We start from the raw sequence: 19,703 nt of genomic DNA, 5'->3' as shown, positions 1-19,703 counted from the left end.
TTTGCGCACCTGGGCTTTTTGATGCTTGGTGTGGACTTGAAAAAGCCAATCACCGGCATAGGGTGCGCTGACTATGATATCCCGTCGCTTTCTTTGCATCCAAATCGCCACGATGAGCCTGTTGCTCGGCGGCTGCTCCGTCAAAAAGCTCGCATTGAATCAGATCGGAGATGCTCTCTCAGGAGGTGGCGATGTCTTTTCTTCGGATGAGGATCCGGAACTTGTAGGAGATGCGCTGCCCTTTAGCCTGAAGTTGATGGAGAGCGTTTTGGCGGAAACGCCTGAGCATGAAGGCCTGCTCACTTCGCTCGCCAGTGGTTTTACGCAATACGCTTATGGCTGGGTCCAGCTCGACGCGGATGAGATCGAGGACGAGGATTACGACCGAGCGGAGGAACTGCGCGAAAGAGCAATCAAGCTCTACCAGCGAGCCAATCGCTACGGGATGCGGGCCCTCGAGGCGAAGTACCCAGGAATCGGCGAAGAGTTGAAGGAGGATGCCGAGGCTGCTCTCAGCCGCGTCAAGGCGGGAGACGTAGAAACGCTCTATTGGTCGGCTCTCTCCTGGGCGGGGGCAATTTCGCTCTCGTTAGACAACATGGATTTGGTCGGCGACTTAGCCTACGTGGAGGCGATGATGCGGCGCTGCCTCGAGCTCGATCCAGATTGGGAAATGGGTTCGATACAGAGCTTTTTCATCACTTATGAAATGAGCCGGATGAACGGGGAGGGCGATCCCGTTGCGAACGCGACTCGCTTTTTCAAGCGGGCCTTGGAGCTGTCAGGTGGGAAGTTGGCCTCGGTCTACGTGGCGTATGCCGAAGCGGTCGCGGTGGCTCAGCAGGATAAGGACTTGTTCTTAGCTATGCTCAACAAGGCTCTCGAAATCGACGTCGACGCGAACCCTTCGCTGCGACTCAACAATTTGCTCTACCAGCGTCGTGCCGAGTGGCTGCTGACACGTCTGGATTGGCTGTTTTTATAGACGAATCTCCCGCGCAAATGAAACGTTTACGCGGCGTGCCTGTATAAAACATTGAAGCTTCGAGGGGCTTTGTCCGTCTTACGGATGAATCGAGCCTCTAAAACCTGCTCTCGTAAAGATGACTGTATTTTCCAAACTCACCCGTTTCTTCGCTTTTGGCGCGCTTGCCGCAGCGACCTTTTCACTAACGCAGGACGCGGACGCGCGCCGCATGAACATTCGCTTGAGTACGCTTGCTCCAAAGGACTCCTCTTTCGACAAGTCGCTCCGTAAAATGGGCCAAGAGTGGAAGGACCAGACGCGCGGCCAGGTTAACTTGATCGTCTTCTCCGGTGGGGTCCAAGGCGGTGAGACGGCTATGATAGACCGCATGAGGGTCAACCAATTGCAGGCCGCTCTTATCTCGGGTGTTGGTTTGTCGGAGATTGACCCGGGGGTAGCGGGTCTCCAGCAAATCCCCATGATGTTTCACACGTACGAGGAACTCGAGTACGTCATGGAAAAGCTGGGGCCTAAGCTCGAAGAGCGAATCAAGGAAAAGGGTTTCATCGTTCTCAGCTGGGTCGATTCTGGTTGGGTAAAGATTTTCAGCAAGCAAGAGCTCGCTACTCCGGACGACATGAAAAAGGGCAAGCTCTACACTTGGGCTGGGGACAACCGTCAGACCGACTTGCTGAAGAATATGGGCTTCCGACCAGTGCCTATCGATGCCACTGAGGTGACATCCAGTCTTCAAACGGGCTTGGTCGATATCGTTCCTCTCCCTCCGTTTTTCGCTCTGGCTACTCAGAGCTACCGTCCCGCTCCGAACATGCTTGATATCCGCTACACGCCCATCGTGGGAGCGATCGTCGTATCAGAGCAGGCTTGGAGCCGCATTTCCGAGGAGGATCAAGCGGTTATGCTCGAGTCGGCTCAGCGCTACGGCCGTGAGATGACTTTGGCGGGTCGCGAGGAGAACGAAGAAGCGATCAAGGTGATGAAGGAGAAGTGGGGCTTGAAGATCCGCGATGCGGACGAAGCGGTAACGGAATCTTGGGAGAAGGCCTCGGAACAAGCCTATTCGCTCATCCGAGACAACACGGTGCCAGCTGACATTTTCGACGAAGTCGTGCGACTGCTCGAAGAGTACCGCTCTCAAAACTAGGCTTGGAAGCTACGACGAATTTGAAATGAAATTGGCGTCCCTGATCGGGGACGCCAATTTTTTAGTAAAGCGTTCCTGTCGAGCTCTTTGTCGCGGTAAAAACAAGACGATTTTAAAGAGACTAGAGATGGACTAAACCGACTATTGGAATCCTATCGGGCCTTTTGCGTTTCAGAGGCCGAGGTTAGTGCGTATGAACGCCTCGGTCTCGTTAAGCGAATGGTTCCAACCAAATGCGTTATGGCCGTGTCCGTCTTCTGGATACAATATAAGAGTATGCTCTTTACCTGCCTTTTTCATGGCATCTGCCATCCTATCGGCTTGGTTCTTATTCACTCTCCAATCTTGTTCACCTTGCAGAATGAGGACCGGTTTCTGAAGGTCGTCGACTCGGGAGATCGGGGAAGCTCTGAATATGTACTCCGGATCCTCAACCTGCTTTCTCAGAATCTCGTCCCAGAAGTGGAATGCGAAGCGGTTTCTTACTGCTTTGTCATTCTTCAATAAGTTCTTCAGGTCGGAAGGTGCGGCGGAGGCGACGCCGCAGGCGTATAAGTCAGGGTAGCGTTGCATTGAAAGGTACACTGAGTAGCCGCCCCAGCTACCCCCGATGATCGCGATTTTTTCAGCGAGGGCGACGTTTGTGTCGACGAGATGCCTTACAGCGTAGGCAATGTCATCAATAGGAGTGGTATCCAAATTTCCAATAATGCCGTCGAGCTTGTAATCGCGGCCAAAGCCAGTCGAACCTCGGTAGTTGACTTGAAGGACCGCAAAGTTTCGCGTGGCGAAAAATTGGTTGATCGGGTCGTAACGGTTCAAGTCTCTTGTCGTCGGTCCGCCGTGAATGTGAGTAATAAGAGGAAGGGGTTCGCCATCCCAATTTGGAGGGAGGGTTAGATAGCATTGAACATTGTTTCCATCTGCGGCTTCGATCCAAATCGGTTTTGTGACCGCTAGCTCATATTCCAGGACTTCAGGATTTACGTCGTAGATATTACGAATCGATTTAGTTGCGCGATTGAAAAGATAGTAGGTGCTCGGGTTCTTTTCGCTAAAACTTCTAAATATAATCGAGTTTGCATTATCGTCCCAAGCAATCGGCATGTGGCGCAATTTTGGTAGAGCATCTTCGATTGCTCGTTGGGTCGTATCGAACGCTTCGTCGAACCACTTTACTGTGTAGTCGTCTTTCCAGTATCCAACTCCGATAACATTGTGTCGAGAATTTCGAAGGAGGCGGAACTCAGGTCCATCGCCTCCGATATCGAAACGATCATCCTCGAGCAATACCTCTGAGATTTTTGCAAGCTGAAGGTCGTATTTGTAAAGTCCATACGTGCCTCGACCGAGGTTACTGCTCACGATTATAGAATTAGGGTCACCTGCGAAACCATTCACGTAAACAGGCTGGTCAACAGCATCCCTAGGGGAGTAGTTGAATCGAATGTTAGGGTCGTTGTTGAGGTCGTCAAGTTTGCGCCAACGCTTCGACCCTACCTCGCGATATTTGAAAGTGAATCCAGCGGTGTCGTACTCACGCTTCATTCGAAGCTTACCTTCGGAATCCAATCGATTTGAGTCGAAGGCGTTTCCGGTTTCAGTTGAAACTCGTTTTCCTTCGATGCAGTCGATAGTGATAAAGTCGTCGTCGCGATTGTAGTAGGTACCACTTCGGTCGTATGCTACCGCATGGATTCCATCAGGCGAGACGTGTGTGATGTAGTGAACCGAATTGTATAGTTTACGAATTTCTCCTGATTGAATGTTTAGGGAGTGTAGGTCCTCTTCGAATATATAGAGGACGAGTTCGTCGTTTAGCCATTCGATATCATTTAGCTCCTCGTCAAATTCGCCGATATCAACCGATTGGAGAATTTGCATCGTCTCTGCGTCAAAAACGACGACTCGCACGTTCGTTTTTATATCACGAAAAGTCGCGATATGTTTGCCACTGGGAGATACCACGTGTCGGAAATGCCTCGGTCTTTTGAACAGTACTGTATTGGGAACAGCGGATTCAGATTGGACTAATTCTTTGAATTCGTCGTCCAAACTTCTTTTAGCGACCGAGTCTTGAGTGCGTACTTCGCGCCCTTGCTCGAAGATGTGCAGCGACCCGATCGCGTCGACTTGTGCGGGCATCTTGATTTTGATTTTCTTCGTTTTACCAGCGGACAGAGACCCGATCGAATCGAAGTAGGTAGCCATCGAATCGTTTGAGGAGAAAAGAAGGATATAGTGGCAACCCGTCAAATTCCGGTCGGAAGTAAGCTCTACTTCCATCTCAAAGCTGTTTTTGCCTGCTTCGATCCGGTTGTTCCTAATTTGCCTCGGATCGCGGGCTCCCAGGAAATCCACCTCTACCTTTCCATCGGCAAAATTATTGACCAATACGAATCGAGTGCGTTCGTGTTTCGCCTTTTTCCGCCGACCTTTTTCGTTTTCGACGACAGGAGTGAATCCTTGAAAGTAGACGACAGGCCGGAATTCGCCTTCGTGGTCGACCTGCATTTCAATTTGGCCAAGAAGGGCGGTCGTTAAACTTAGGTATAAGAGGCAGGTGACAATTCTGAAGACGATCGGGGTTTTCATCTTTCACCGATGTCATCAGCGTATGTACGTACGCGCAACCCTATAGTTAGTTAGCCCTCGGTTCGCTGGACATCTGAGCCTTTAGGTTCGTGGGCTTTGTAGCCGCAATGTGGACAAGTGAGGCTTTCTTCCAGCTTTATCCGCTTCAAGAACGCCGCACCCAAGATGCCGCTGGGTAAGGCAAACATTCCGATTCCAATGATGGCTAGGACGGAAGCGATCAGTTTTCCTAAACTGGTTATCGGATACGCGTCACCATAGCCTACGGTCGTGAGTGTGGTGATAGCCCACCACATCGTCCCAGGGATACTGGCGAAGACGTTGGGCTGAGCTTCGTGTTCCGCGTAGTACATGAGCCCCGACCCTACTATGAGCAGCATCAGCATTGCCAGGAGCGTGAGCGTCAGTTCCGCCCGTGTTTCGATCGCGACTCGGGTGAAGGTTTGCAAGGTTTTGCTGTAGCGTCCTAGCTTCAAAATTCGCAATAACCGTAGCAGTCGAGCGATCCTGAGAAAACGCAGGTCGATGAAGTTCATGGCGAGCAAGGACGGCAATATCGAAGCCAAGTCGATGAGGGCCATGGGAGAAAATAGATAACGGGTGCGGCCCCAGCTCCCAGCGAACCGGCCCTTCGTATTGATCGCCCACAGTCGGAGGACGTATTCGAGTGCAAAGAGCGAGACCGACAGACGCTCGAACACTATGAAAACGAAAGCGAAGTTCTCCTTCAACGAGGCGACGCTCTCGAGGATGACGGACAAAGCATTAAGCAAAATCAACGCTAGCAGGAACGCTCTCAGCCACCCTCCGTTCACGAGAGGTTGTCCCGGTTTTTCGAGTAGCGTGTAGACCTTCTCTTTATTCATTTTTGCAGCCTAGAACGATCGTCCTACCCAGCAAGTTTGTGTTTGGAAACCGTTTAGTATTACCCGACTGTGTGGCATGTTCTATGTTAAAATCCTCCGTTTTGTTGTTACCCTCACCCTTGTTCTAACCTGTAGTAAAGCTTTCGCCCAGCTTGATCCGCATCCCGATTCCACGGTAAATGATGCGATCCAGCAGCTTCGCAGCATCTACCAAGCCTACGAGGCAATGCAGCCCGGTGACCAAGCGACTGCCCAATCGCTGATGAACCGCCTCTCGCCAATCGGCGCGACGCTGGGGAAGGTTGCTGACAAGAATCACCCGACTTGGATCGGAGCGGCCACTCTGTATAACAATCTCAACACGGGAATTCCCGAAAAGTTTAAGAACAGCGCGGCAGCCCCAGATCCACGCATCGCGCAAATTGCGACTCGGTTGGCTACCTTCCAAACCAAGCTTGATGCGATGAGCGCTGGAGATGTCACCACCGGGCAACGTCACCTTGACGACCTCGGCAAGCTAGCGGCCGAAATAAACGCGGTTACGACCAAGTCGCATAGCAGCTACTCCGCTGTCGTGCAGCAGTACAACACGATCAACAACGCTCTGGCCGCTAAGGCAAACCAGCAGCCAGGCTCTACTCCGCAAGCCCTGCCTCCAGGTGCTAATCCGAATGCGGAACCTTTGCTCTCGTATCAGCTTTCTACTTACAAACGGTTGGCCCGCCAAGCTCAAGGCACGGTAGATGCGATAAATTCAGCCGACGAAGCTGAGGTGCTGCAGCCGGGGTTTAAAGACCGCTTCCTCAGTAGCGTGCGAAACTACCAGTCCCAGCTGCAAAAGATAAACCGTCCTGACCATCCGGACGTCGCCCGTCTGATTGTCCAAGTCGAAAGTATCGAGACACTACTAAATCAGCGTGGCGAGCTAGCGGGTCAGAGCAAACAGGCCTTGGGTAACTACGAAGCGAAGCTCGCTGAAATTGACAATCGCAGTCGGGAGGAACGTCCGCCTCCAGCCCTCCAATCACCGCTCGATTCAGAACGCGTCGAGGACTTTATCGCTCGTATTCAGAAAGTGAAGTCGGATAGCGAGAAAGACCTCGCTTATCTCCAAACTCTAGAGGGATCGTCTTTCGCTCCCGAAAACTTGAATAGCCGCATCTACTGGCAACGGGATCGACTTCGCACAGTTTCTGAAAACTTGGGTCAAACGATGCGGGATGTAACTGCAATGCTGGGCCACGAGCGCACAACGATGGACTTTTTCAAGGATCCGAAAAACGACTCTCAACTCGCACGTGGGGATGGCTTCGCGGAAAGGTCTAAAAGAATTGGTGAGGTGGAATTGAATATTAAGGGAGCGGAGCAATTGTATACGTTTACTGGAGACGCCGATGGAGCGGCCAGGGCGGCTGCAATGAAGCGAGAGATCGGGGCCCTTAAGGGAGATCTCGAGGCTCGTTTTGAAGGTGCCCTCGCCAGCGTTAAAATGCCGGAACCTGCAAGCAGTGATCGTGAGGTGCTAAGGATCGCTCAAGATTTGCTTACTTCCGGGGATTATGAAGATATCCATGAAATTCAAGCGATGGTGATAAATTCGCCGAAGGTCGCCCGCGAAAAGAAAGAAGGGGATCTATCCTCGAACGCTTCTTATATAACGATTACTTCATATCACTACAAGTGGGAGCAGTTTCAAGTGACCACCGCAGAAAAGGTGGGTGACAAATACTATTTGTTCTATAATACATTCAAAAACTATTCGAGTGGAGGAAATCGTACGCCGCTCAATCAGTGGATGTTGACGGGACGCTTAGAGGGTAGTCGGATTCTCAAAGAGAACATCGATTGAGCGAACGTGAATCCGCGTCAATATTAGCTTATAGATTCCGCCCCGAATATGAGTTATTTTAAATCCCTCGTCAGCGGCGAGTCGTTTTCCAATGTTCGTAAAACATCTCTCGTCGTATCGGGCTGGTTATGCACGGTAGGCGGTTTGGTGGCGGATGTTTTGCAGCCGTTGGCACCGTTTGCCATCTACCTGTTCGGGCTTTCTTTACTGGGAGTAGTTACTCTTTCAATACTCTATTTCTTGGGGAAAAAAGGTCTCGTCGGAGCCTTGGCTTTGGTCGGGATGAGTTGTTTAGCTTCGGGTTTGATTGTCATCCTCCAAGGTGGAGGCGACAAAGCTAAAAAGCAGGGAGTGGTGGCGGCTGCTGTTCCGGCAGTTTCCCAATTGCAAGAGCGTTTGGGTTTGATTGAAAAGAAGCTGGATTCGATCAAAGGGGATACGGAGAGCCTCAAGTCTAGCGCGGAACGGATCGAGTCGAAATCAGATGTGGTGATCGGATCACTGGACCAAATTCGTAGCAAGTTGGACGCGGTCTCGAGCGATGGTATCATTACAGATCCTCAGTCGCCGGAAGAACATTACCACAATGCTCGCTTGCATGAACTTGGCGGCGATTATGCCGCTGCACGACGATCCTATTTGGAGTATTTTAAAAGCGACCTCGATAAACTGGATCCACATATAAGGTTCGTATCCTTTCTTCGGGTACAAGAAGGACGTGCAGGTGCTTGCGAGGTTTACGGCGATGTGACAGCCCGCAGTTCGAGCGATTTGTCGGACTATGTTCGACTGCTCTTGCTAGACAAGCCGGCTCGCGTCGCTGGCTTGAAAAACAAGTTTGATCGTTCGCCGGAGTTTGCTCCGGTGGCTTATCACCTGAGCCTGGATTATTCACTGGCTCGGCTTGGATCTCAGACTTTGGCTGACCAGCGACAAGAGCTCGCTTACCTAAACTCGTTTCAAAAACGAGACGAAGCGGGTGGCCTGATCCGATACATGATTGACCAGACCTTGGTAGAAGAATGGCGAGAGAATGTGGAAGAACGTCTGGCTGCCCTGCTGCGGGGCGATGCTGCAGAGTTGCTGGACAAACCTGTAGCCGTTAATTGTATTCCGAATAATGAAGGCTGGACAGGCACCGTTCAGATTGGCGAGCCGGTCCTGGAGATCCTTTGGCGTTTAAAGGATGGGGATGAACTGGTTAGCACCGGATCAAGTGGCTCGATTGATCCCCGGACTGGGCAATCAATGCCAAGAAGCTTCTTCAATCTCCCGAAGCAGCAGGAAGACACGCAAGTAGAGGTACGCTACAGGGATTTGGCAGGTGTGGAGCAAGGCCCTTACTTTTTCGATTTCGAAGGAGCGAAGCGGAGTGATGATGCGAATCGTCGGTTATTGGAGGCAACCTCCTCGAGTTGGGCAAGTTTCCGGACATACGATGGCCAAGTACTTTTATATTTCACGCAATTGATGCCCTATCGCGGAGCCTTGGAAAAGGTATTATATGGGATAGAAGTGGAGCAGCCCGATCAAGAGTTTGAGTTTCCGAGCTGGGATGAGGCAGGCCTAGCCGAAATCGATGGCAGCTTTCCTTTATGGGCAGTAGTTCCGGAGTCGACGAGCTTTGCGTCTGTGCAGCTTGTGTACAAAGACGGCGATCGTTCGGCTATTTTGAGTTTCCGGCGTTAGGTTGGGTGTCGTGCGAGGGCTTCGGAATAGTATACTACTTTGCGGGATGCCTGGCTAGGATAGACTCTTATCGTGGCCATCTTCTACGTGGTTCATACAAAAAGGCCGTCCCCGATATTTGGGAACGGCCTTTGGGGAGGAAGGATTTTAGTGGGTAGTTACTCTTCGTCGAGCAGGCCTTCCGCGATGTCGGCTGAGTGGAAGACGTTTTGCACGTCGTCCAAATCGTCCAGTGCATCGATTAGGTTCATGATCGACTTAGCTTCAGATGCGTCGGAAATCGGCGTAATCGTTTCCGGGATGTATGCGAGCTCAGAACTTTCGACCGTGATGCCGGCTTCGGAGAGGGCTTGGCTTACGGAGTCGTAGGCACTGATAGGAGCGAGGACTTCGTATCCTTCGTCCTCGGTCTTGATGTCTTCGGCCCCCGCTTCGAGGGCGACTTCCATTAGCGTTTCCTCGTCGGTCTGGTCCTTGGCGATGAGGAACTGGCCGCAGTGGTTGAACATGAAGGCAACCGCATTGGTGCCGGCGAGATTCCCGCCGCGCTTGGTGAAGGTGGACCGGATTTCGGAAGCGGCGCGGTTTTTGTTATCGGTGGTGACTTCGACGATCACAGCAACTCCGTGGGGTGCGTAGCCTTCGTAGACGAATTCTTCGTAAACGACGCCAGGGAGTTCGCCGGTTCCCTTCTTTATGGCGCGGTCGATATTGTCGGACGGCATGTTCTCTGCCCGGGCCTTCAGGAGGACGGTACGGAGCTTAGGGTTCATGTCGGCGTCGCCGCCACCGTTCTTAGCAGCCAAGGTGATATCCTTGGAGATACGGCTGAAGATTTTGCCCCGCTTTGCGTCAGCGGCGCCCTTCTTGTGCTTAATGGTAGACCATTTACTATGTCCAGACATGGTGCTTTTTAGGTGCTGGGTTGTGGGTGCTGGGTGAAAAGGGAGAACTACTTATTCTTGCGGCGCTTCTTCTTAGTGTCGCCACCTTCGAGGGCCTTTTTGAGGGCAGGGGGTAAAACGACTTCAAACTCGTCGCCGCCACGCTTCACAAGCCATTGCTGGCCGATGGTGAAGACGTTGCTAACGGTCCAGTATAGAACCAGTCCGGAGGAGAAAGTGTAGGTGAAAGGGAAGAAGATGAAAGGCATGAACTTCATCATCTTGGCCTGGGCGTTATCGACTGATGGCGTGGGCATGGTCCACATCTGGTACGCCAACGAAATGAGCCATACGAAGGGGAGCAGGTTGACCGCGAAATCGCCGAAAAAGGGCATGTTTGGGATGGTGGCGACGGTGTCCGGTTTTGAAAGGTCCGCGATCCAGAGGAAGTCGGCGAAACGGAGTTCCGCGGCGCTGCGCAGCATATAGAAAAGGGCGAAGAAGATTGGGATCTGGGCCAGCATTGGCAGGCAGCCGGCGACGGGGTTAATCTTGTTGAGCTTGTAGAGCTCCATCATCATCTGCTGCTGCTTCTGCGTGTCATCGGGGAACTTCTCCTTGAGGGCCTTCATGGGCTCGGAGATTTTGGACATCTTCTTCATCGATTTCATGCTCATGAGCGTGATCGGAAGCAAGGAACCGCGGACGATGATGGTGAGCAGGATGATGGCGATACCCCAATTTCCGACGATGCCGTGTACCCAGTTCATGATCTGGAGAAGCAGTTTGGAAATGAAGCCGAAGAAGCCGAATTGCATGGCTTGCTCCTGGCCTTTGCTGAGCTTGGCGATGCGGCCGTGTTCTTTTGGTCCTGCGTAGAAGTCGAAGGTCTTGGTCACGCTGGCGTTGGCTGGCAAGTTGATGCCTTCCAATTTTATGTCAGCGGTGATGCCTGTCTTAGGCTCTCCGTCCTTGTCGCCAGGAAAGTCGACGGGACGAGCGATGTATCCGGCTGCGGGTTCGTTGGGAGTGAGGAGAGTGATGAAAAATTGATTCTTGATGGAGGCCCATTCGATAGTGTCGCTGACTTGCTCCATATCTTTGGGGTCTTTCTTGAAGAAAGGGATCCCGCCGCCCATGAAGTCGCTTTGTTCAGTGAACTCCACGTCTTCTCCGTTGGAGTAGCCGAAGGTCTGCAGGAAGCGGTCCTGGTCGCCGGAGGGCGCCGCAGTACCGATATTAAGCAGCATCTCTCCAAGTGGGAGCAGCCCATCAGTGAGGTTGCGCACGGTGAGTTCGTGGGAAACGTTGTAGGGGGCGGCCCCTTCCAGCTCTTGGGAAATGGTATAGGTGCGGATGACTTCGAGCTGTTCGTTGAGCACGCCGCGATAGGTGACGCTGTCTCCACTGGCGGAGGGGACTTGCTCGAAGGCGATGTTACGAGCGTCGCCGAGGTAGGTGGTGAGGTTGAGGGCCGGCGCGTAACGCAGGTGGTTCATGATATAAGGCTCGTCGCTGTCGAGAGACTTTGGCTGGTCCTTGAGCACGATTTCACGCAGAGCTCCGCCATAGTTGGTGAAGCGAAACTCAGCGAGTCCGTTCTCCAGAGTGACAATTTCTTCGCCGGTCTTCTCGTCATTGATTTCGATCTGGGCGTGGCCATTCGCGATGACGGCGGGAGGTGTAGATGCTCTGCCGGATGGAGCGGAAACGGTCGGGTCGGCCGACGGTACATCGGAAGCGATTGCAGGAGCGTTTTGCGCAGCTTCAGCTGCCTCTCTGGCAGCTTGCTCTTCGAGGAGGCGTTGCTGCTGGGCCTGCTGGCCGTTCTTGAACATGAGGATGGTGCCGACGATCAGCAGCGCTACCCCTATTATAGTGTTCTTCTTGTCCATCGATGTGCTTGGAAAATTTGGAATTCCGACGGGCTTCCGTCAGAGGAAAGGGCTCATAAAAGGCTCGGCTTTGGAGCTAGCAAGCTATTCCGCGCCTTGGGAACGCTCCTCGGGCGCTTCGTTCCGCTTGAGGAGGTTCTTGAATTTTAGGGCGTGCAGGAACCGTTGCTCCAGCTCCTCGTAGCTCGCCTTGCCAGCAGGCTGTCGGAGGCTGAGCACGATATCCACTTCCGGGCGTAGTTCGTGTTGATGTAAGCGGAACAGCTCGCGAAAGCGCCGCTTGATCTTGTTGCGGGTAACTGCGTTGCCCACGCGGCGCGCGGCGGAGATGCCGACGCGCGGACACAAAACATCCGTGCCTTCGACAGCACGGATGCGGGAAAATAGGGCGAAGAATTGGCACCGGTAAGGCTTGCCAAGACTGCGAATTTGAAGGAAGTCAGCATTGCGACGCAAACGGCTTGCAGGACGGAGTCTAAATCTCCTGACCATCGATAAGCCGGTTGGGGCGCTCGCGGACGCCGCGTTTACGCGACGGAAAGACGGGCGCGGCCTTTCTTGCGGCGTGCAGTGATAACGGCGCGTCCACCGCGGGTGGCCATGCGGGCGCGGAAGCCGATCTTGCGAACTCTCTTGAGGCGATGTGGTCTAAATGTAGGTCTCATGACGTGAAAATTGGAAAAAGAGCGAGAAAATGGTCGCCCCTCCGTGGTACTGTCAAGCCCGTATGCCCCAAATTCGCCTGCGCAATCGAGAAATAAGGTGGTTTCCGGGGATCAACTTTGATTTTGATAGGTCAAAGTAGCAATTGACAGGTACTCAAAGAAGCTGGCAGTAATCGGTGGGTTGTCCTAAACATTATATGAAGTCTATGATCTTACGCTGGTCCTTTTTTTTCACCGCCCTGTTCGTCGTCACGAACGGTCATGCTAAGCTTCGTGTGGTGGCGAGCACTTCGCAGATCGCCGACATCGTGCGAAACGTGGGAGGCGACGAAGTCGATCTAACCGTCCTGATGGGGCCCGGTGTGGATCCTCACCTTTACAAGGCTACTGCTCGTGACGTGGTTTCAATGCAGCGGGCGGACTTGATTCTTTACAACGGTCTCCACCTCGAAGGCCGCTTGGCCGAAACCTTTTCCAAAGTAAACAAGCTCGGGCGAACAGTTGTGGCGGTTGCAGAATCCATACCCGCGGAGCAGCTGCTCGCCTCGGCCAATTATGAGGACGCCCACGATCCGCACGTTTGGTTCGATCCAGCCTTATGGGCGTACGTTATTAGTTCCGTCGAGGAGTCACTGGCACAAGCTGATCCGGACCACGCCCAAGATTTTGCTCAGAGGTCCTCTCTTTATAAAAGAGAAGTGGAATCGGTTTCCGCTTGGGCTCAGAAACGGATCGATTCCGTTCCAGTGGAGCAGCGAGTGCTCGTGACCAGCCATGATGCTTACAACTACTTTGGACGCGCATTCGGCTTTCAGGTGGTCGGCGTACAAGGCGTTTCCACAGCCTCGGAAGCGGGTCTTGCTGACATCACCAAAACAGCCGACTTCATCAAAAGGCGCAAGATCCCGGCCATCTTCGTGGAGAGTAGCGTGTCGCCTGCTACGATAGAGAGGATCAGCAAGGACTCGGGCGCGAGGATCGGTGGGGAGCTCTTTTCTGATGCACTCGGGGCGCGGGGAGAAATGCATATCGGATCCGAAGGCGAGCAGTACGACGTGGGCACCTACTTAGGGATGTTTAAGTATAATGTAGATACCATCGTTAACGGTCTTATTGAATAAGCGATCAACGAAGCAAACCCGATGATTGCGGGTTGCAGATCTCGGGTAGGGCGTAGTCGCTTGAGCTTCAGGTCCGTATGCTCACCTGCGCGGCGGTCCTAACGAACAAAGCGTGAAATTTCACCTCATGAATATCGCCTTTGGATTTTCTAAGCACGGAATGAACAAAGTCGCCTACTCTAGGCCGGCTTTTTTTCTTAAAATGGAACGGGTGGATTTGCCGGATTCTTTCAAATCCCTCTCTTCCCATTTCCCTTTCGAGGATGCACTGCGATTGAGGAAAGAGCAGGTCTCATTTTTGTCGGAAATTGACCAAGTGATCCAGCTGATCTTTCGCTCCTCTGCCCAGTCTTGCCAGACTTTCCATTTTTCGTAGTCCATCGGTCCGTCTCCGGTAGCTTCCATGCCCGCGGACTCTGAAATGAATAGTGGAGCGCCCTTACTGAGAGCGTAGTCACCTCGCTCCCTTAGATAATCACCGTGGGTCGCAGCGTAGTAGTGAAGCGTGTACATGATATTGGATACGCCCTCTATTTGATTGTCCGCCACGATGTGCAGATCCTGGTCCCAGTGGGGGTTACCGACGAGAATCACGTTGTCTGGATCAATGGCGCGAATCACGGCGATAACCTCCTCCGAGTAGGCCTTCACTTCTTCCCAACTATCGTGGATTGGCTCGTTGTATATTTCGTATATGACATTTGGATACTCGCCGTACTTGGTCGCCATTTCAGCGAAGAAGGTTTTGGCGAGATCTAGTTCCAGGTGATGACTATGGAAATCGATGATGACGTAGATGCCGCTTTCGATGGCTCCGTCGATGACCTTAGAAATGATTTCAACCGCCTTTTTGGGATGGGCATTGTAGGTGCGTCTTTTTTCTTTGAAATGGATGCCCATGGCGGCCCGCACGACATCGACTCCCCAGTCTTCTTTGAGCCACTGCACGCTCTCCTTGTTGTAGAATCGTGGCCACCAGTTGTGCCAGCCATAGCTCACTCCTCGCAAGACCACTGCATCCCCGCTTTCGTTAACTAGTTGCGTTCCTTCGACTTTGAGCTGCGGGATTTCAGGGGGACTTGACGCTTCCATGGCTTGGCAAGCAGTATTCATAGTCAGGAGAGCGAATAAAAGGAGTTTGTTCAGGCGGGTCATTTTGCAGTTTGGGTCCGGATATTGGACTCCAGCAAAAGGGTCAACTCCACGAGGTCGAATCTCACTGCAACTTACCGAACTCTTTCAGTAGAATGGTCCTAGTTGTAGCCTGCATCCAAGGAGGCGCTGCGGCGCTCGGTCAAGCCGTCGATCCGCTGCTGAAGCTGTTCATCTTGTGCGGAGTCGATCTCCTGCTTGCGAAAGTAGGTGGTAGGCTGATCTCCGTCCCTTAGTTTAAGGACCCTTTTTTTAAATTCGGTATCGCTAGGTGCGTCACCAATCGCTGAATACGATATATCTATTGCTGATTTCGATCTCGGATTCGTCTACAAATCGTAGTGGGTCCGCTTTCGAGGAAGGGTAGATTTCTTCCTTGTCGGTTTGGGAGGCCAATCTAGCTCCTAGCAGGAGACCAGCAGCAGAGATTGCAACGCTCTTAGTGGCGTGGTTGCTCCACACACAATCACACACGATTTCATGATAGCTTACGTAGTTGAGGTTCAAATACGGAACGCGTTCCTCGTAAGCCTGCCGGCAAACGAAAACCAGTTCGGTGCGAATCGAAATGCGGATTTAGAATAATACTTAAATGTCCGGGGCTTTTGCCGAAAACTAGTTAACCGCGTTCCATCGGATTTCGTTTTATTGGCGCATTAGGATTTCGCTTCGTTGAAGGAGATTTGCTAGTCCTGCGAGATTGAGGCGGAATGCGTTCATTTGTGTGAATGGAAGAATGCGATGGAAATTGGCTGGTTTCGATGCGAATTAGTGTTTGTGACTTGGCATCCTCGGTTTTGTGGGGATGTTGCGCATTATGAAGACTTTTCCAGACGGATTCCTGTGGGGCACTGCTACGGCGGCCTACCAAATTGAAGGAGCGGCCGAGACTGACGGGCGCGGGCCCAGCATTTGGGACGCGTTCTCTCACATTCCCGGCAAGACGGCAGAGGGGCACAACGGTGACGTCGCTTGTGATCACTACCACCGCTGGGAAGAGGACATCGCTCTCATGAAGCAAATGGGAGTCGGCTGCTACCGCTTCTCGATCTCTTGGTCTCGCATCCAACCGCAAGGAAAGGGCGAAGTAAACGAGGAGGGAATAGCCTTCTACAATAAGCTAATCGACGGACTTATCGACGCTGGCATCACCCCTTGGGTGACGCTCTTCCATTGGGACTTGCCGCTTGCTTTGCAACTGGAGCACGACGGGTTGCTCAATCCGGAGATCGCGAATCGATTCGCGGACTACGGCCGGCTCTGCTTCGAACGTTTTGGCGATCGGGTGAAGAATTGGATCACGCTCAACGAGCCATGGTGCAGCTCGTTCCTCGGCCACGGCAACGCATACTTCGCTCCGGGTCGCAGCTCCGCTTCCGAGCCGTATCTCGCCGCGCACAACCTGCTTCGTTCTCACGCTTACATCGTGGACGTTTACCGCCGCGAATTCCAAGCCAAGCAAAAGGGGCAGATCGGCATCACCAACAATTGCGATTGGCGCGAGCCGGCCTCGGATTCCGAGGAAGACAAAGCTGCGGCGCAACGAGCGCTAGAGTTTTTCTTAGGTTGGTTCGCAGATCCAGTTTACTTTGGCGACTATCCGGCGGTGATGCGCGAGCGGGTGGGAGATCGCCTTCCGCAATTCACCGCGGAAGACGCGGCGCTCCTCAAGGGCTCGTCCGATTTCTTTGGCCTGAACCACTACACGACCATGATTGCCTCCCAGCCGAAAGAAGAGGTTCACGGTCCAGGAGACGTTAAAGGTAACGGTGGCATGATGGAGGATCAGCAGGTCGAATTGGCGGCCGATCCCTCGTGGGAACAAACCCATATGGGGTGGAACATCGTGCCTTGGGGCTGCCGCAAACTACTTGAGTGGATCGACAAACGCTATGACCACCCGCCGATCTACATAACGGAGAACGGCTGCGCGATGCCGGACGAGGATAACCGCGAAGTGGCTCTCAACGACACCCGCCGCGTGGAGTTCCTCAAGGGCTATATCGGCGCCTGCCATGAAGCGATCCAGAACGGAGTCGATCTGCGCGGTTACATGTGCTGGAGCATGATGGACAATTTCGAATGGGCGCTCGGCTACACGCGCCGCTTCGGCCTGCACTGGGTCGACTACGAAACCGGCGAGCGCCAGCCCAAGGCGTCGGCCAAGTGGTACGCACAAACAGTCAAGAAAAACGGGTTCTAGCTATAATCCCTCTCCGGGGGGTTGCTCGTATGCCAGTCCCAACATTTGCTTTGAAGTCGTTCTCTTTTTCGGGGCGACTTTTTTATGGGCAAAGGTGGGTTTGACTGTACGCTTACGAATGTAGGGTTTGGAGATCAGGGGCATTGACTAGGTTTGTCTCGTACGCTTTTACTCTTGCTGATTTTCGAATCTGTGCCCCGTCGACCCCCCCGAGGTCTCCCTGTATTTCGGTACTTGGGGCTATAGCATCAACCCCCCAAAAATATTGAATATACAAGGCAAAGGAACAGAGGCTAACACCTTTGACGCGATCGTAATCGGCTCGGGAATCAGCGGCGGTTGGGCCGCCAAGGAATTGTGCGAGAAAGGTCTGAAAACCCTCGTGCTGGAACGCGGCCGCGACGTTAAGCACGGCGAGTATCCGACAGCGATGATGGATACCTTCGATTTCGAAGGTCGCGGTAAAGTCGCAAAGGAGAGTCAGGAGCGCCAAGCTAAGCAAGGCCGCACAGGCTACACCACGCATCCACAGTGCGCCCACTGGTTTGTGGACGATATCGATCACCCTTACAACGAGACCAAACGTTTCGACTGGATGCGCGGCTACCACGTGGGAGGACGCTCCTTGCTCTGGGGTCGGCAGTCTTACCGGATGGGCGACCTCGACTTCACAGCGAACGCCAAGGATGGGCACGGAGTGGATTGGCCCGTTCGCTACAAGGAACTCTCTCCTTGGTATGACCACGTCGAAGAATTTGTCGGACTTAGTGGCAAGGCTGAAGGGCTGGCACATTTGCCAGATGGCAAGTTTCTCCCTGCTTGGGATTTCAACTGCGTGGAGGAGCATGCTGCGGAGCAAGTGCGCAAGAAGTTCGGGGACCGGATCATCACGATGGGTCGTACCACAAACTTAACTGTTCCACATAAAGGCCGTGGCCCGTGCCAAGCGCGTAACCGCTGTATTCGTGGGTGCCCATATGCTGGATACTTCAGCAGTAACTCGGGGACTCTACCTGCCGCTTACGCTACTGGAAACCTTTCGCTGCGGCCCTTTTCGATTGCGAGCGAATTGATCTACGACAACGAGAAGGGAAAAGCGATTGGCGTGCGTATTATCGATGCGGAGACGAGCGAAAGCATAGAGTATTTCGCGAATGTGATCTTCTGCTGCGCTTCGGCGGTGGCATCGACTTACATTCTCATGAACTCGAAGTCCGACCGCTTCCCAGAGGGGTTCGGCAACGACAGCGGCGAGCTTGGGCACAATCTGATGGACCATCATTTCATTGTCGGAGCTAACGGAGTGATTGATGGATTTGAGGACAAGTACTACTCTGGTCGCCGTCCTACGGGTTTCTATATCCCGCGCTTCCGCAACGTCAATAAGGAGACGATGCGCAGCGACTTTGTAAGAGGATATGGATACCAAGGGAGCGCGAGCCGCTTGAACTGGTCGCGCGGAATCGCGGAGTTTGATCGCCTCGGAGCTGACCTCAAGGCTGACCTCTTGGAGCCGGGGCCCTGGCGCATGGGAATGGGCGCTTGGGGAGAGCATTTGCCGTACCACGACAATAAGATGACTCTCGACTACGAAAATGCCGATAAGTGGGGATTGCCGACGGTTACCTTCGACTGCGATTACAAGGAGAACGAGTTGGCCATGCGCAAGGATGCGCAAGAATCGGCGAAAGAGATTTTGGACGCGGCCGGTTTCAAGAACATCACTGGCTTTGATCACCTTTCCGCTCCAGGACAGTGTATACATGAAATGGGTACAGCTCGCATGGGACGCGACCCTAAGACTTCTGTATTAAATGGTTTCAATCAAGTTCATGCCTCGCCCAACGTTTTTGTAACCGACGGTGCGTTCATGACCTCCTCAGCCTGCCAGAACCCGTCGCTCACCTACATGGCGTTTACGGCACGTGCCGCTGACCATGCCGTGAACGAGCTAAAGAAAGGAAACCTTTAAGATGAGCACTTTTCAAAAAGATCAGAAAAACGGATACGGGATCGATCGCCGCGAGGCAATTAAACGAGCGGCCTTGATTCTCGGAGCTGCGTTGTCCTCGACGACGATCACGGGGAGTCTTTACGCTGACCGAGCGAAGTTGGGGACTGGTCCGGATTGGACGCCGAAGTATTTGGACAGTAGCCAGGCGAAAACGGTAAGCTTGGCCGCGGAGTTGATCCTGCCGAAAAGCGATACGCCAGGAGCGATCGATGTGGGAGTGCCGCAGTTTATCGATTTGATCTACGGCGAGTACATGTCTGACGAAGAGAGGGAGCGTTTCGAGTTGGGGCTGGCAGGCTTGAAGCAGGCGGGATTCGATAGTGCGGAACAGTCGAAGCAAATCGCTGCCTTAAAAGCTCCGTCCCGAACTTTGAGGAGCTTCATCCGTCAGCTTCGCGAGTTGACGATAACTGGGTTTTTCACTTCCGAGGAGGTCGCCAAGACCATGCTTCGCTACGATCCAGTTCCTGGAAAATACAATGGCTGCGTTTCCGTCGATGAAGTCGGAAACGTACTTATGAGCGAGCATTAAAGGAGCGCAACTCTTCTCGGAATTCGTCCAATGGTCGAGTAGTGGTTGACCTAGATTGTAGCGGGGCCTGAGGCCATTGGTTAGGGAGAGTAGCAATTATCTGGTG

Annotated in this window: 16 protein-coding genes; 9 read left to right on the top strand and 7 right to left on the bottom strand. The window is 53.0% G+C overall.

Annotated elements, in window-relative coordinates; genetic code table 11:
• Nucleotides 1-73 precede the first annotated feature (73 nt).
• Both QEH53_RS03880 and dctP read left to right on the top strand, forming a co-directional pair.
• Entirely contained in the window at nt 74-985 is a 912-nt protein-coding gene (locus tag QEH53_RS03880; RefSeq protein ID WP_309021817.1) for a TRAP transporter TatT component family protein, read from the top strand.
• 118 nt (nt 986-1,103) lie between these two features.
• Complete coding sequence (dctP, locus tag QEH53_RS03875; protein ID WP_309021816.1) at nt 1,104-2,132, top strand: TRAP transporter substrate-binding protein DctP; 1,029 nt, start codon at nt 1,104-1,106, stop codon at nt 2,130-2,132.
• Nucleotides 2,133-2,303: 171 nt separating this feature from the next.
• Here the strand turns inward: dctP and QEH53_RS03870 are convergent, their stop codons facing one another.
• Nucleotides 2,304-4,727 (bottom strand): prolyl oligopeptidase family serine peptidase, encoded by a 2,424-nt coding sequence (locus QEH53_RS03870; protein ID WP_309021815.1) that lies wholly within the window; start codon nt 4,725-4,727, stop codon nt 2,304-2,306.
• A 50-nt stretch (nt 4,728-4,777) separates the two neighbouring features.
• The gene (locus QEH53_RS03865) at nt 4,778-5,593 is read right to left on the bottom strand and encodes an ion transporter (RefSeq protein WP_309021814.1); all 816 of its coding nucleotides are present in this window, start codon (nt 5,591-5,593) and stop codon (nt 4,778-4,780) included.
• Between the two features lie 76 nt (nt 5,594-5,669).
• Between QEH53_RS03865 and QEH53_RS03860 the strand changes: the two genes are divergently transcribed.
• Both QEH53_RS03860 and QEH53_RS03855 read left to right on the top strand, forming a co-directional pair.
• Complete coding sequence (locus tag QEH53_RS03860; RefSeq protein ID WP_309021813.1) at nt 5,670-7,442, top strand: hypothetical protein; 1,773 nt, start codon at nt 5,670-5,672, stop codon at nt 7,440-7,442.
• A gap of 48 nt (nt 7,443-7,490) precedes the next feature.
• Nucleotides 7,491-9,131, top strand: coding sequence for a hypothetical protein (locus tag QEH53_RS03855; RefSeq protein ID WP_309021812.1), 1,641 nt, complete (start codon nt 7,491-7,493; stop codon nt 9,129-9,131).
• Nucleotides 9,132-9,289: 158 nt separating this feature from the next.
• Here the strand turns inward: QEH53_RS03855 and QEH53_RS03850 are convergent, their stop codons facing one another.
• The 4 genes from QEH53_RS03850 to rpmH all read right to left on the bottom strand — a co-directional run bounded on the left by QEH53_RS03850 (nt 9,290) and on the right by rpmH (nt 12,575).
• A complete protein-coding gene (locus QEH53_RS03850; protein ID WP_309021811.1) occupies nt 9,290-10,036 on the bottom strand; it encodes a YebC/PmpR family DNA-binding transcriptional regulator in 747 nt (248 codons plus the stop codon).
• A 47-nt stretch (nt 10,037-10,083) separates the two neighbouring features.
• Entirely contained in the window at nt 10,084-11,910 is a 1,827-nt protein-coding gene (yidC, locus tag QEH53_RS03845; RefSeq protein ID WP_309021810.1) for a membrane protein insertase YidC, read from the bottom strand.
• A gap of 84 nt (nt 11,911-11,994) precedes the next feature.
• Nucleotides 11,995-12,402: a ribonuclease P protein component gene (rnpA, locus tag QEH53_RS03840; RefSeq protein ID WP_309021809.1), complete on the bottom strand. Its 408-nt coding sequence runs from the start codon at nt 12,400-12,402 to the stop codon at nt 11,995-11,997.
• 35 nt (nt 12,403-12,437) lie between these two features.
• Nucleotides 12,438-12,575 carry a 50S ribosomal protein L34 gene (gene rpmH, locus QEH53_RS03835; RefSeq protein ID WP_185661099.1) on the bottom strand — a complete coding sequence of 46 codons (138 nt, stop codon included), beginning with the start codon at nt 12,573-12,575 and terminating at the stop codon, nt 12,438-12,440.
• A gap of 197 nt (nt 12,576-12,772) precedes the next feature.
• Between rpmH and QEH53_RS03830 the strand changes: the two genes are divergently transcribed.
• Entirely contained in the window at nt 12,773-13,696 is a 924-nt protein-coding gene (locus QEH53_RS03830; protein ID WP_309021808.1) for a metal ABC transporter solute-binding protein, Zn/Mn family, read from the top strand.
• Between the two features lie 174 nt (nt 13,697-13,870).
• On the opposite strand, the gene QEH53_RS03825 is transcribed toward QEH53_RS03830, so the two are convergent.
• Complete coding sequence (locus QEH53_RS03825; protein ID WP_309021807.1) at nt 13,871-14,809, bottom strand: glycoside hydrolase family 5 protein; 939 nt, start codon at nt 14,807-14,809, stop codon at nt 13,871-13,873.
• 134 nt (nt 14,810-14,943) lie between these two features.
• On the opposite strand from QEH53_RS03825, the gene QEH53_RS03820 reads away from it, so the two are divergent.
• The 4 genes from QEH53_RS03820 (at nt 14,944) to QEH53_RS03805 (ending at nt 19,597) form a co-directional block, all read left to right on the top strand.
• Complete coding sequence (locus QEH53_RS03820; RefSeq protein WP_309021806.1) at nt 14,944-15,084, top strand: hypothetical protein; 141 nt, start codon at nt 14,944-14,946, stop codon at nt 15,082-15,084.
• Between the two features lie 581 nt (nt 15,085-15,665).
• A complete protein-coding gene (locus QEH53_RS03815; RefSeq protein WP_309021805.1) occupies nt 15,666-17,051 on the top strand; it encodes a GH1 family beta-glucosidase in 1,386 nt (461 codons plus the stop codon).
• Nucleotides 17,052-17,316: 265 nt separating this feature from the next.
• Nucleotides 17,317-19,023, top strand: coding sequence for a GMC family oxidoreductase (locus tag QEH53_RS03810; RefSeq protein ID WP_309021804.1), 1,707 nt, complete (start codon nt 17,317-17,319; stop codon nt 19,021-19,023).
• Nucleotide 19,024: 1 nt separating this feature from the next.
• Nucleotides 19,025-19,597: a gluconate 2-dehydrogenase subunit 3 family protein gene (locus QEH53_RS03805; RefSeq protein WP_309021803.1), complete on the top strand. Its 573-nt coding sequence runs from the start codon at nt 19,025-19,027 to the stop codon at nt 19,595-19,597.
• Nucleotides 19,598-19,703: the final 106 nt, after the last annotated feature.

Origin of the sequence: Pelagicoccus sp. SDUM812002 (assembly GCF_031127835.1) — a bacterium.
Lineage (GTDB): Bacteria > Verrucomicrobiota > Verrucomicrobiia > Opitutales > Opitutaceae > Pelagicoccus.
The sequence above is the reverse complement of the archived record's forward strand: the minus strand, read 5'-3'. Positions and strand labels throughout refer to the sequence as shown.